Annotated in this window: 14 protein-coding genes; 8 read left to right on the top strand and 6 right to left on the bottom strand. The window is 32.7% G+C overall.

All coding sequences use genetic code 11. The features are described 5' to 3' along the window. Positions 1 to 13: 13 nt before the first annotated feature. Together IAI56_RS01225 and IAI56_RS01230 are read left to right on the top strand one after the other, a co-directional pair. On the top strand, positions 14 to 1,003 hold the full coding sequence (locus IAI56_RS01225) for an acyl-ACP desaturase (RefSeq protein WP_187656136.1): 990 nt from the start codon (positions 14 to 16) through the stop codon (positions 1,001 to 1,003). A gap of 56 nt (positions 1,004 to 1,059) precedes the next feature. Next, the gene (locus IAI56_RS01230) at positions 1,060 to 1,704 is read left to right on the top strand and encodes an HD domain-containing protein (RefSeq protein ID WP_187656137.1); all 645 of its coding nucleotides are present in this window, start codon (positions 1,060 to 1,062) and stop codon (positions 1,702 to 1,704) included. Positions 1,705 to 1,744: 40 nt separating this feature from the next. Here the strand turns inward: IAI56_RS01230 and IAI56_RS01235 are convergent, their stop codons facing one another. The 6 genes from IAI56_RS01235 to IAI56_RS01260 all read right to left on the bottom strand — a co-directional run bounded on the left by IAI56_RS01235 (position 1,745) and on the right by IAI56_RS01260 (position 7,000). Beyond that, positions 1,745 to 2,527 carry an enoyl-CoA hydratase/isomerase family protein gene (locus IAI56_RS01235; protein ID WP_187656138.1) on the bottom strand — a complete coding sequence of 261 codons (783 nt, stop codon included), beginning with the start codon at positions 2,525 to 2,527 and terminating at the stop codon, positions 1,745 to 1,747. A gap of 36 nt (positions 2,528 to 2,563) precedes the next feature. Further along, positions 2,564 to 3,973 carry a sensor histidine kinase gene (locus tag IAI56_RS01240; RefSeq protein WP_187656155.1) on the bottom strand — a complete coding sequence of 470 codons (1,410 nt, stop codon included), beginning with the start codon at positions 3,971 to 3,973 and terminating at the stop codon, positions 2,564 to 2,566. Positions 3,974 to 4,090: 117 nt separating this feature from the next. Further along, complete coding sequence (locus IAI56_RS01245; RefSeq protein ID WP_187656139.1) at positions 4,091 to 4,627, bottom strand: CopD family protein; 537 nt, start codon at positions 4,625 to 4,627, stop codon at positions 4,091 to 4,093. A 3-nt stretch (positions 4,628 to 4,630) separates the two neighbouring features. Then, positions 4,631 to 5,008 (bottom strand): hypothetical protein, encoded by a 378-nt coding sequence (locus IAI56_RS01250; RefSeq protein ID WP_187656140.1) that lies wholly within the window; start codon positions 5,006 to 5,008, stop codon positions 4,631 to 4,633. 7 nt (positions 5,009 to 5,015) lie between these two features. Beyond that, positions 5,016 to 6,032 (bottom strand): ferrochelatase, encoded by a 1,017-nt coding sequence (hemH, locus tag IAI56_RS01255; protein ID WP_187656141.1) that lies wholly within the window; start codon positions 6,030 to 6,032, stop codon positions 5,016 to 5,018. A 95-nt stretch (positions 6,033 to 6,127) separates the two neighbouring features. After that, positions 6,128 to 7,000 carry a helix-turn-helix transcriptional regulator gene (locus tag IAI56_RS01260; protein WP_187656142.1) on the bottom strand — a complete coding sequence of 291 codons (873 nt, stop codon included), beginning with the start codon at positions 6,998 to 7,000 and terminating at the stop codon, positions 6,128 to 6,130. Between the two features lie 228 nt (positions 7,001 to 7,228). Here IAI56_RS01260 and hemA point away from each other — a divergent pair, with 228 nt between their 5' ends. The 6 genes from hemA to IAI56_RS01290 form a co-directional block, all read left to right on the top strand. Further along, positions 7,229 to 8,488: a glutamyl-tRNA reductase gene (hemA, locus tag IAI56_RS01265; protein WP_187656143.1), complete on the top strand. Its 1,260-nt coding sequence runs from the start codon at positions 7,229 to 7,231 to the stop codon at positions 8,486 to 8,488. A gap of 54 nt (positions 8,489 to 8,542) precedes the next feature. Next, complete coding sequence (locus IAI56_RS01270; RefSeq protein ID WP_187656144.1) at positions 8,543 to 8,947, top strand: GxxExxY protein; 405 nt, start codon at positions 8,543 to 8,545, stop codon at positions 8,945 to 8,947. A gap of 44 nt (positions 8,948 to 8,991) precedes the next feature. Further along, entirely contained in the window at positions 8,992 to 9,918 is a 927-nt protein-coding gene (gene hemC / locus IAI56_RS01275; RefSeq protein ID WP_187656145.1) for a hydroxymethylbilane synthase, read from the top strand. A 164-nt stretch (positions 9,919 to 10,082) separates the two neighbouring features. Beyond that, positions 10,083 to 10,748, top strand: a complete 666-nt coding sequence (locus IAI56_RS01280) for a uroporphyrinogen-III synthase (protein ID WP_187656146.1) — start codon at positions 10,083 to 10,085, stop codon at positions 10,746 to 10,748. Positions 10,749 to 10,799: 51 nt separating this feature from the next. Next, on the top strand, positions 10,800 to 11,825 hold the full coding sequence (hemE, locus tag IAI56_RS01285) for a uroporphyrinogen decarboxylase (RefSeq protein WP_187656147.1): 1,026 nt from the start codon (positions 10,800 to 10,802) through the stop codon (positions 11,823 to 11,825). Positions 11,826 to 11,898: 73 nt separating this feature from the next. Beyond that, positions 11,899 to 12,370: transposase (locus IAI56_RS01290; protein ID WP_187656148.1), on the top strand; the 472-nt coding region annotated here is incomplete at its 3' end.

Raw genomic sequence — 12,370 nt, forward strand, 5'->3', positions numbered from 1 at the left:
AAAAATAAATAGAATGTCATTAAAAAATGTCCGATTGGAAGTAATGCAGTTTTTGGAAAAAAACGTCGATAGTTTTGTCGATCAGTTTTTGATTCCGGTAGAAAAAATTTGGCAACCTTCTGATTTTTTACCCAATTCGGAAAACGAAAACTTCATTGAAGAAGTAAAAGAATTACGCGAAATAGCCAAAGATTTACCCTATGATTTTTGGGTTGTAATGGTTGGAGATACGATTACCGAAGAAGCTTTGCCTACATACGAATCTTGGTTGATGGAAGTAGAAGGTGTTGATAACGAAGCTCGAAATGGTTGGTCAAAATGGGTTCGACAATGGACTGGTGAAGAAAACCGTCATGGTGATTTGTTGAATAAATATTTGTATTTATCAGGTCGAGTAAATATGCGTGAAGTTGAGGTTACGACACAACATTTAATCAATGACGGATTCGACATTGGAACCGGAAAAGATCCGTATAAAAACTTTGTTTACACCAGTTTTCAGGAATTGGCAACCTATATTTCACACAATAGAGTTTCACAATTGGCGAAACAATATGGTGATAAGAAATTGTCTAAACTTTGCAAAATGATTGCTGGTGACGAAATGCGTCATCATCATGCGTATTCGGAATTTGTAACTCAAATTTTTAAAGTTGATCCTTCCGAAATGATGTTGGCTTTTCAATATATGATGAAGCAAAAAATTACGATGCCAGCTCATTTCTTGAGAGAATCAGGAGAAAAAATAAGCACAGCATTTGAAGAGTTTTCTAATTCAGCTCAAAAAATTGGAGTTTATACGGCTAATGATTATGTAGATATTTTGCAGAAATTAGTTGATAAATGGGAAATTTCAAAAATGACTAATCTAACCGATGAAGCCGAAAAAGCCCGTGATTATTTAATGAAATTACCAGCTAGAATGGCAAAAATATCGGAACGATTAGTATTGCCAGATGAAACTAAAATCTTCAAATGGGTTGAACCGGCTTTAATCAAGTAAAAGAAATATAAACTAAATCCTTTCCGAAAAGAAAGGATTTTTTTAAACCAAAATTTATGTCAGTAATAGATAATACCATACTTTTTGTAAAACAACAATTAGAAAATGCCGAAGGTGGACACGATTGGTTTCATATTGAACGTGTGTATAAAAACGCATTGTTGATTGCACGAGAAGAAGAATGTGATTTGGAAGTTGTTAAACTCGGTGCTTTGCTTCACGATATTGCCGATAGTAAGTTTCATAATGGAGACGAAACGGTTGGACCAAAAACAGCTCGAAATTTTCTCGAAAAAGAAAATGTTTCCGAACAAACCATTCAACATGTGGTAAATATCATTGAGAATATTTCGTTTAAAGGTGGAAATTTTGAAAAGAAATTTACTTCAAAAGAACTCGAAATTGTTCAAGATGCCGACAGGTTGGATGCCATTGGCGCTATTGGAATTGCCAGATGTTTCAACTATGGTGGATTTAAAAATAGAGCATTATTCAACCCAGCAATTCCTCCAAAAATGAATATGACCAAGGATGAATACAAAAAAAGTGATTCGCCAACGATAAATCATTTCTACGAAAAATTGTTGCTCTTAAAAGACAAGATGAACACCGAAACAGGAAAGAAAATCGCTTTGGAACGCCATAAATACATGGAAAATTTCCTGTCGCAATTTTATGCCGAATGGGAAGGCGAGAAATAAAAAAAGAGAACCTAAATTGGTTCTCTTTTTGTTTTATAATTTACTTCCCAGTAAAACTAGCTTTTCTTTTCTCTAAGAAAGCTGTTGTTCCTTCTTTAAAATCTTCGGTGCCAAAACATTTTCCGAAGTTTCTAATTTCTACATCAAATCCGTCAACATCATATTTGTAATTAGCATTTATTGCTTTGATAGCTTTGCCGATTGCCATTGGGGAATTTTTCATGATTTTGGCAGCAATTCCTTTGGTGAATTCTAATAATTCGGCTTGTGGAACAACATGATTTACTAATCCATAAGATTTTGCGGTTTCGGCATCAATCATTCCAGCAGTCATGATTAATTCCATTGCGCGACCTTTCCCAATGAGTTGAGGTAAACGTTGCGTTCCGCCATAACCTGGAATTACGCCAAGAGAAACTTCTGGTAATCCCATTTTGGCATTATCGGAAGCAATTCTAAAATGACACGCCATGGCCAATTCCAATCCACCGCCAAGTGCAAAACCATTAACAGCAGCAATTACTGGCGTTTTTAATTTTTCTACAAAATCAAATAATAATTCTTGTCCTTGAGCCGCCAATTGTGCGCCTTCTTCAACCGAAAAATTAGCAAATTCCGAAATATCTGCACCAGCAACAAATGCTTTGTCGCCTTCGCCACTGATGATAATTACGCGAACATTGTCATCTTTTTCAAGGTTTTCAAAAGCATCGTGCAACTCTTTTATAGTAGCAACATTTAAAGCGTTTAATTTTGATGGACGATTTATGGTTACTTGTCCAATTCCGTTTTCGGTAGTAATGAGTATGTTTTCGAAATTCATAGTATATTCTAAATTTTAATTTGTATAAATCTGTGCTTATTTTTTTGGCAAAGAAACTATAAATGTAGTGCCTTTTCCGAGTTCTGTTTCAAATGTAATTGTTCCTTTGTAATTTTCGATAATGTTTTTGATAATTCCTAAACCTAATCCCATTCCGCTGTTTTTAGTGGTGAATTTTGGTTCAAAAATTTTCTCTCTATTGATTTCTTCAATTCCAATTCCGTTATCGGTAACGGTGATTTCAACCATTGTTTCTTTTTCTTTAACCGAAACCAAAACTACTTTTAAATCTTGGTCTTCAGGAATGGATTGAATAGCGTTTTTAACCAAATTGGTAATAATTCTAATGAGTTGTGTTCTATCTAAAACGGCAATAATTTCGTCTTTTTGGCTTTTAAATTGGATAAAATCTTCGTTGAAAATATCCAATGAAAATTCTACAACTTCAACTACGTTTAGTGTTTCGTTTTGTTGTGCAGGCATCGAAGCAAAGTTTGAAAATGCTGATGCTACCGAAGTCATTGTGTCAATTTGCTGTATCAAAGTTTTAGAATAATCATCTACTTTTTGTTTCAAATTAGGATCTTCTAAATCAAATTTTCGCTGAAAACTTTGCACGGTTAAACGCATTGGCGTTAGTGGATTTTTGATTTCGTGTGCCACTTGTTTTGCCATTTCGCGCCAAGCTTGTTCACGTTCGCTTTGTGCTAATTTGCTCGCACTTTCTTCCAATTTATCAACCATTTGATTATAAGCATTTATCAACGAATTGATTTCTCGGCTGTTGGCTTCAATGACGATTTTTTCGTTTTTTTGATTTAAACTTGTTTCGTTGATTTTATCCGAAATGGTTTTAAGCGGTTTTGTGATGTAACTCGCTAAAAAATAAGCCAATGCAAAAGCTACAATCAACATAAATGAATACACCTGACTTAATCGGATTAAAAACTGACGTAATTCACTTTCATAAAAACCATCATCTTCTACATAAGGAATGTTCAAAATTCCAAGAGGTTTGAACTTTTCGTCTTTGATTTGGCTAAACGAAGAACGGTTTTTTACACCATTGATGCTTTTAATGTCAACATAGCGCTTGTCAACAGAAGATTGTACTAATTTTAGAACATAATTTGGAATTGGCGGTGCAACTTTATCCACAGAAAACGAAGCTTTTGATGATTTAACAAGTTTTCCTTCAAGTGAATAGATGTTAATTTCAACGTTGTGAATATCGGCTAATTCATGGATTTTATCTTTAAAAACCAGCGGAAGATTTTCGGCAGTTAGCGGATAAGTTGTTGTAGAAAGCACATAATTGATGTGTTCTTTTATGGCAAATTCTTTTCGGTCTAAACGTTCTTGATGGTATTCTTTTGCTTCATTTTTAAATTGAATAACTGAAATAGAAGCCATCAAAATTGACGCAATTAATATCAAAACAATCATCGACAAGAAAATTCTCGTTCTGAGGGAAAGTCGTGCTATTTTGAAATTGTTCATTTGTAAATGATTAGTCAATAGTAATCAGTGAATAGAAAAATGCAAGATACTATTCACTAATTACTACTTTTCTCTTATTCTTTTATAAAACTTAAATCCAAGCATAATCAAAACAGAAAATAAAATAATTCCGATGACGCCATAAATCCAGTTGAAAGCATTTTTTAAAATTACTAAAAAAACAACGGAAAACAATATTATTGTTGCACCTTCGTTCCAAAGACGCATAAAATTGGAACTGTATTTAAATTGATCGTTTTGTAATTGGGAATAAATTTGATGGCATTTTAAATGATAAGCCAAAAGTAAAACTACAAAACCTAATTTGACTTGCATCCATGGCATTAGCAACCATCCAGGCATTAGAAACAACAACCAAAGTGCAAAAATTGTTGCTAAAACAGCACTCGGCCAAGTGATGATGAACCACAATCGATAGGTCATTATTTTATATTGCGCTAACAAAATTTCTCTCTCTGGCGAAGGCTTTTCGTTGGCTTCAATTTGATATACAAACAAACGAACAATGTAAAACAAACCCGCAAACCAAGTGATTATAAAGATTAAATGAAGTGATTTTATATAGTTGTAAAGTTCCATTATTTATAAGTTTGGTTTTCCGTAACAATAAATAGTTAAAACTCCATTTTTCCCCGCAGAACCATATAATGGAATACTTTTTTCAATCGAAAGAATTTCTATTCTTATTAGGTCACTTCTTTTTAGATTTAGCTTAGAATTAAATTCTCTATCCGAACGAATAATTTCTTGTCCATCTATTTTATTAATTATTAGTGTTGGAACTTCTCCGATTAATGCTCTATTTTTATTAATATACTCTATTAAAAAATATTTAACTTTCCCTTTATTCTTTAGAAAAAATCTTTTTTGTGCTTCATCGATTTTAACTGAACTACAACCAAAAAATGTTAAATTCAAAAATAATAAAAGAGAGATTTTTAATAGTCTATTTTCTTTCATCTTTTTTCTATTTTCTCTGGAAATCCTTCACCCAATTCGCCACAACACCACACCATTCGTCATCGTCATTCATGCATGGAATTGCCATGAACTCTTCGCCACCATGATGTAAAAATTGTTCATTGGCTTCCATAGCAATTTCTTCCAATGTTTCTAAACAATCGGCAACAAATGCTGGAGTTACAACGGCCAATTTCTTAATTCCTTGTTCGGGCATTTTGTTGATTTCAACATCAGTGTATGGCGTTAACCATTTGTCACCAGCCAATCGAGATTGGAAGGTTTGACTGTATTTTCCTTCTGGAATTCCAAGTAATTTTACCACTTGTTTAGTCGTTTCATAACATTGATGACTGTAGCAAAATTCATGAGCTGGCGATGGCGTATTACAACACGTTCTATCCATTTTACAATGCGATTTGGTCACATCCGTTTTGCGAATATGACGTTTCGGAATTCCGTGATACGAAAACAATAAATGGTCGTATTCAAATCCTTCCAAATGGTTCTTAATCGAATTGGCCAATGCCTGAATATAATCGGGTTTGTTGTAAAACGCTGGAACTTTAGTCAGCTTCATTTCTGGAAATTTATTGGCAACCAATTCATCTGCCAAGGCCCAAATCGTCGTGGTTGAAGCCATGGCATATTGTGGATACAAAGCTAGGAGCATTACATCGGTTACGCCTTTATCTTTTAGTTCTTGCAAGCCTTTTTGAATGGTCATCGTTCCATAACGCATCGCTAAAGCAACAGGAATATCAACCAAACTTTGCACTTTTTTGTGCATTCTTTTTGAAATCACAATTAACGGCGAACCTTCATCTGTCCAAATTCGAGCATAAGCTTCTGCAGATTTTTTTGGACGTGTTTGCAAAATTATTCCTCTAACTAATAAAGCACGCAATAAAAACGGAACGTCAATTACGTATTTATCCATTAAAAATTCATCTAAATAAGGCTTAACATCTTTTGGTGTTGGACTTTCTGGCGAACCTAAGTTTACTAATAATACTCCTTTCATTGTGGCAATTTTTTTGTAAAAGTAATTTATTTACTTTTTAAGATTTTGTGTTTATACTTTTTTTATCGATTGTTTGATATACGAAATTAATAGCACTAGGTATTTGAACTTAAACTCATCAAATATTTTTTCGGGGTTGTTGCAAATTTTTTCTTGAAAGCTGCAATAAAATGACTTCCGGTGCTGTAGCCAATTTTCAATCCAACTTCGTTTACATTATACGAACCCGAATCTAGTAATTGTCGAGCGTAATCCATTTTATAATCAAAAAGAAATCCGTAAACGGTATCGCCATAAATTTGTTTGAAACCCATTTTTAGTTTCTTTAAACTCAATCCAACTTGTTCCGCTAAATCCTCCAATCCTGGCGGTTCAGCCATGTTATTGATGATAATTTCCTTGGCTTTTTTGATTTTCAAAACATTTTCTTCATCAATCAAAAACGGACATTGTTCTGCATTTGGATCTTCATTTCTGTTGAAAAATAAACTTAACAATTCGTATCCTTTTCCTTTGTAATACAAATTTTTTATCGAAGGATTTAAGGTGTAATGAAACATTTGACTTAATACAATGGCCATCGATGGACTGATATTTTCTTCCTTATAATATTTTTTATCGTTGTTCTCAGGACTTAAAAAAGGAATGTGATTTGCCTCATTCGAAAACAAAGAATGAAACTTTTGAATAGAAATAATAACCGAAATCACCCAAGAATTTGGCGCTAATTCCAAGTCTAATGGCAACTCTTTTTGTGGATTATAAAACAACAGCGACTTCTCTTCGTTCAAATCTAAAGCATAATTTCCTTGATTGAAAATAAATTTCGCCTTTCCTTTTATACCAAAATGAAATTGTATAAGTCCTTGATTTATATGCTTTTTCACATGAAAAATTTCATTTCCATCATTTTGAAAACGAATTAAAGTAAAATCATTTTCAATATTTATTATTTCTTGAGAACCCATAGCGATATTTTTTCGTATATAAATCTGAACTCAAGTAAAAATGTTATTTAGAATTAATCTACATAAGAAATTTGCGAAGACTTGATTTCACTACAAATTTATAATAAATAACGCTAAAAAGATAAATCAGCTGTAAAAAATCTCACAGCGACACAAAAAGTACTTCTAGCGTTACTTTTATAAATAGTATGCTACTATTTTTGTTGAACTTTTTAAGGAAAGTAATTTATGGAAAATTTTAATATGTCGAAACATACCTCTTTTTACGCCGTAGGACTTAGTTATAAAAAAGCAGATGCCCAAATTAGAGGTAAATTCAGTTTAGATGCTAAAGCTAAGTCAACGTTATTGATGCAAGCCGAAGCCGAAGGAATCGAATCTTTAATCGTTACTTCAACTTGTAACCGAACTGAAATTTATGGTTTTGCCAATCATCCTTATGAACTAATTAAATTACTTTGTGAAAACAGTCAAGGCTCAGTTCCTGAATTTCAAGAAGTAGCATACATCTACAAAAATCAAGATGCTATCAGCCACATGTTTCGCGTTGGAACTGGTTTAGACAGTCAAATTCTTGGTGATTTCGAAATAATCAGTCAAATAAAAACAGCTTTTGCAGAAAGTAAATCAAACGGTTTAGTGAATGCTTTTCTGGAAAGATTGGTTAATTCAGTAATACAAGCAAGCAAAAAAATAAAAACCGATACCGAAATTTCTTCTGGAGCAACATCGGTTTCTTTTGCATCGGTTCAATACATCATTAGAAACGTTGAAGATATTTCCAATAAAAATATCCTTCTTTTCGGAACAGGAAAAATAGGTAGAAACACTTGTGAAAATCTTGTAAAACACACAAAGCATCAACAAATTACATTAATAAATCGAACCAAAGACAAAGCGGAGAAATTGGCGCAAAAATTAGATTTAGTTGTTAAAGATTATGCCGATTTACAATTAGAACTTCAAAAAGCTGATGTGGTTGTGGTTGCTACTGGCGCACAAAACCCTACGATTGACAAAACGATTTTGAATTTAAAAAAACCGTTACTCATTTTAGATTTATCCATTCCAAAAAACGTACATGAAAATGTTCAAGAAGTTGATGGAGTAACGCTTATTCATTTAGATCATCTTTCTCAAATGACGGATGAAACGCTTGAAAACCGAAAACTACATATTCCAGCTGCCGAAGCTATAATTGAAGAAATAAAAGAAGAATTTTCAGCTTGGGCAAAAAACAGAAAATTTGCTCCAACCATTCAGGCGTTAAAAGAAAAACTAAATTCTATAAAAGAAGGCGAACTAAACGTACAACGTAAAAAATTATCCAATTTCGACGAACAACAAGCCGAACTTATCAGCAACAGAATCATTCAAAAAATAACCAATCATTTTGTAAACCATTTAAAAGATGGCGACTCAATGGATGAAGGAATTGAATGGATTGAAAAAGTTTTTCAATTAGAACAAGAAAAATCATTTTTTTAATTAAAATTATTTGAAACATTAAGAAATTAAGATTCATTTAGAACAAATTAAAAAATGACAAAAAAAGAAGTAACTAAATTATCTTTCGAAATAACTGGATTGGCAATAAAAGTTCATAAAAAACTAGGTCCAGGACTACTAGAAAGTGTTTATGAGCAATGCTTAAAATTTGAATTAGAAAGAAATGGATATGACGTTAAACAACAGCTTAATGTCAAAATTGAATATGATGATTTAGAGTTAGATTCAACATTAAAAATAGATTTATTAGTTAATGATACAGTAATTGTTGAACTAAAAACAGTCGAAAAATTGGCACCTATTCATGAATCTCAACTTTTAACCTACATGAAATTATTAGAAAAACCTCAAGGATTACTGATAAATTTCTACACAACAAATATCACAAAATCAATGAAGCCATTTGTTAATGAATATTTTTCAAGATTAGATGATTAAATGCTTAATGAATCTTAATTTCTTAATGTTTCAAAAACAATAAAATGGTTAATAAAACAATACGAATAGGAACACGCGATAGCGAATTAGCCCTTTGGCAAGCGCACACAGTTCAAAAACAACTCAACGATTTAGGATACAAAACCGAAATTATTGCTGTAAAATCCCAAGGTGATATCATTCTTGATAAGCCACTTTACGAACTTGGAATTACAGGGATTTTTACCAAAACACTCGATATTGCAATGATTAATGGTCAAGTTGATATTGCGGTTCATTCCATGAAAGATGTGCCAACTGCTTTGCCAATAGGAATCGTTCAAGCTGCCGTTTTAAAACGCGCCAACGTATTGGATATTTTGGTTCACAAAGGAAATTTAGATTTTCTGGAAAATGAGGGAACAATTGCCACCGGAAGTTTGCGTCGTCAAGCACAATGGTGGAACAAATATCCAAAACATACTGTGGTAGATTTACGTGGAAATGTAAACACACGCATGCAAAAACTAAATGATAACGATTGGAATGGAGCCGTTTTTGCAGCTGCAGGTTTGGAACGAATAAATTTAAAACCAGAAAGTTTTATAGATTTAGATTGGATGATTCCGGCACCTGCACAAGGTGCAATGGTTGTGGTAGCAATGGCAAATGACAATTTTACTATTGATGCTCTTTCGCAGTTAAATCATATAGAAACAGAGATTTGCACCTATATCGAAAGACAATTTCTTAAAACACTCGAAGGCGGATGTACAGCACCAATTGGAGCTTTAGCAAAATACGATGAACCAAACGATACAATAGAATTTGAAGGTGTGTTACTTTCGATTGATGGAAAACAAAAACTGGAAATCAGTAAAAAAGTTGATATTTCAGAATGGAAAAAACTAGGATTTTCTTGTGCCAAAGAAATTTTAGAAAACGGAGGAAATGAACTTATGATAGAAATTAAGAAACAGTTGAAGAAATAAAATTGAACCATTAAGGTATTAAGTTTTACTCTTAATTTTTCTTAATACCTTAATGGTTCAAAAGAAAAAAATCAATGGTTTAAAAAATAAATAGTAAAACACTTAATTTTCTTAATTTCTTAATGTTTTAAAAAGTTAAAAAAAATAATGTTCAAAAAATAAACATGGAAAATGAAATTCGCATAGTATCAACTAAATTGCTTTCGGAAGACCAAAAGTTACCCTTGTTGAGCGCGAATTTTTCGGTAATTGACAAAGATTTTATTAGCATCAAATACCATAATTTCAATTTTGAGGAATTAAACGATTATTTGATTTTTACCAGCCAAAATGCCGTAGAAAGCGTTCTTTTACATAAAAATATTGACCAAATTAAAACCAAAAAAGCATTTTGTGTAGGTGAAAAAACCAAAAAACTTTTGGAACAAAACGGAATTGAAGTTGTTCTGTTTTCAGAGTATGCTGCCGAATTGGCTTCGGTAATTTGTAACCAATATTCCAAAAATAGTTTCACGTTTTTTAGCGGAAACATTCGTCGAAACATTTTGCCAGATGCGTTACAATTGGCACAAATACAATTAGATGAAATCGAAGTATATCAAACCGTTTTAACATCGCATAAAATTGACATGAGACACAATGCCGTTCTTTTTTTCAGTCCTTCTGCCGTAGAAAGCTATCTGAAAGAAAACGAAATAGACAATAAAATATGTTTTTGCATTGGTTATACAACTGCTGAAACTTTAAAAGAAAAAACAGAAAAAATCATCATTGCATCACAACCCAAAATTGAAAACGTGATTGCAGAAGTAATAAAATATTATAATTAAAATAAGACCTGACAGGTTTACAAAACCTGTCAGGTCTAAACCAGAAAAGATATGATTAAAAACGACCTATTCCTTCGCGCCTTAAACAACGAAACTGTAGAACGTCCACCAGTTTGGATGATGCGTCAAGCCGGAAGATATTTACCAGAATTCAGAGCATTGCGAGACAAATACGATTTTTTCACTCGTTGCGAAACACCAGAATTAGCAGCCGAAATTACAGTGCAACCTATTCGAATTGTAAAACCAGATGCCGCCATTTTGTTTTCAGATATTTTGGTAGTTCCAAGAGCCATGGGAATTCACGTAGAATTGAAAGACAATTTGGGACCAATTATTCCAAATCCAATCCGAACCATGGAACAAGTAAATCAAGTTTTTGTTCCAAACATTCAAGAAACTTTGGGTTATGTCATGGATGCCATCAAATTAACCAAAGAAATGTTGAACGATGAAGTGCCGCTGATTGGTTTTGCTGGTTCACCATGGACGATTTTCTGCTATGCTGTAGAAGGAAAAGGTTCCAAAAGTTTTGATACAGCCAAAGGATTTTGTTTTTCCAATCCAGTAGCAGCACATACATTATTACAAAAAATCACCGACACAACTATTCTATATCTAAAAGAAAAAGTAAAAGCAGGTGTCAATGCCGTTCAAATTTTTGATTCTTGGGGCGGAATGCTTTCGCCAGTTGATTATCAAGAATTTTCATGGCAGTACATTAACCAAATAGTAGAAGCATTAGCTGAAGATACCAAAGTGATTGTTTTCGGAAAAGGATGTTGGTTCGCCCTAAATGATATGGCAAAATCCAAAGCATCAGCACTTGGTGTAGATTGGACATGTTTAGCCAGAAATGCTCGTTATTTAACAGGTGGAAAAATCACCTTGCAAGGAAATTTTGATCCTTCAAGATTACTTTCGCCAATTCCAACCATCAAAAAAATGGTACACGAAATGATAGACGAATTCGGAAAAGACAATTATATAGTAAACCTTGGTCACGGAATTTTACCAAATATTCCTGTCGATCATGCGAAGGCTTTTGTCGAAGCGGTGAAGGAGTATCAAAAGTAAGTTTAGTTATCCTGCAAGGTTTTCAAAACCTTGTAGGTATAAGTAAGACAATAAGTAAAGCAACAAGTAAAAAATGAAATTAGAGTTACTAGAAAAAAACCACTACTACCATATTTACAACAAAGGAATAAATGGTTGTAATATTTTTAACAGTAACGAAAACAAAACCTTTTTCTTAAAACAATTGGATAAATATATTAACGATAAAGTTTCATTTTTTGCCTATTGTTTGATGGACAATCATTTTCATTTTGTTGTAAGAATAGATGAAGATGAAAAGCAAGTAACACAGCTATTTTCAAATTTTTTTAACTCTTATGTTAAAGCTTTTAACAAACAAAACAATAGAACAGGAAGTCTTTTTGAGAAACATTTTAAAAGAATTCGATTAAAGAATGAGGAATATTTGAGAAGCTTAATAGTATATGTTCATTTAAACCCAACGCATCATTTAGGCTTGGATTTTGAAGAATACAAATTTTCCTCCTATCAAGCTATACTATCAAGTAAAGAAAGTAAGATTAAAAAAAACGAAGTAATGCAGT

Origin of the sequence: Flavobacterium macrobrachii (assembly GCF_014486675.1) — a bacterium.
GTDB classification, from domain to species: Bacteria; Bacteroidota; Bacteroidia; order Flavobacteriales; family Flavobacteriaceae; genus Flavobacterium; species Flavobacterium macrobrachii.

Excerpts from the sequence above, each read along its gene's own strand:
- IAI56_RS01225 (WP_187656136.1), top strand. The coding sequence starts at position 14 with ATGTCATTAAAAAATGTCCGATTGGAAGTAATGCAGTTTTTGGAAAAA.
- IAI56_RS01230 (WP_187656137.1), top strand. The coding sequence starts at position 1,060 with ATGTCAGTAATAGATAATACCATACTTTTTGTAAAACAACAATTAGAA.
- IAI56_RS01235 (WP_187656138.1), bottom strand. The coding sequence starts at position 2,527 with ATGAATTTCGAAAACATACTCATTACTACCGAAAACGGAATTGGACAA.
- IAI56_RS01240 (WP_187656155.1), bottom strand. The coding sequence starts at position 3,973 with ATGATTGTTTTGATATTAATTGCGTCAATTTTGATGGCTTCTATTTCA.
- IAI56_RS01245 (WP_187656139.1), bottom strand. The coding sequence starts at position 4,627 with ATGGAACTTTACAACTATATAAAATCACTTCATTTAATCTTTATAATC.
- IAI56_RS01250 (WP_187656140.1), bottom strand. The coding sequence starts at position 5,008 with ATGAAAGAAAATAGACTATTAAAAATCTCTCTTTTATTATTTTTGAAT.
- hemH (WP_187656141.1), bottom strand. The coding sequence starts at position 6,032 with ATGAAAGGAGTATTATTAGTAAACTTAGGTTCGCCAGAAAGTCCAACA.
- IAI56_RS01260 (WP_187656142.1), bottom strand. The coding sequence starts at position 7,000 with ATGGGTTCTCAAGAAATAATAAATATTGAAAATGATTTTACTTTAATT.
- hemA (WP_187656143.1), top strand. The coding sequence starts at position 7,229 with ATGGAAAATTTTAATATGTCGAAACATACCTCTTTTTACGCCGTAGGA.
- IAI56_RS01270 (WP_187656144.1), top strand. The coding sequence starts at position 8,543 with ATGACAAAAAAAGAAGTAACTAAATTATCTTTCGAAATAACTGGATTG.
- hemC (WP_187656145.1), top strand. The coding sequence starts at position 8,992 with ATGGTTAATAAAACAATACGAATAGGAACACGCGATAGCGAATTAGCC.
- IAI56_RS01280 (WP_187656146.1), top strand. The coding sequence starts at position 10,083 with ATGGAAAATGAAATTCGCATAGTATCAACTAAATTGCTTTCGGAAGAC.
- hemE (WP_187656147.1), top strand. The coding sequence starts at position 10,800 with ATGATTAAAAACGACCTATTCCTTCGCGCCTTAAACAACGAAACTGTA.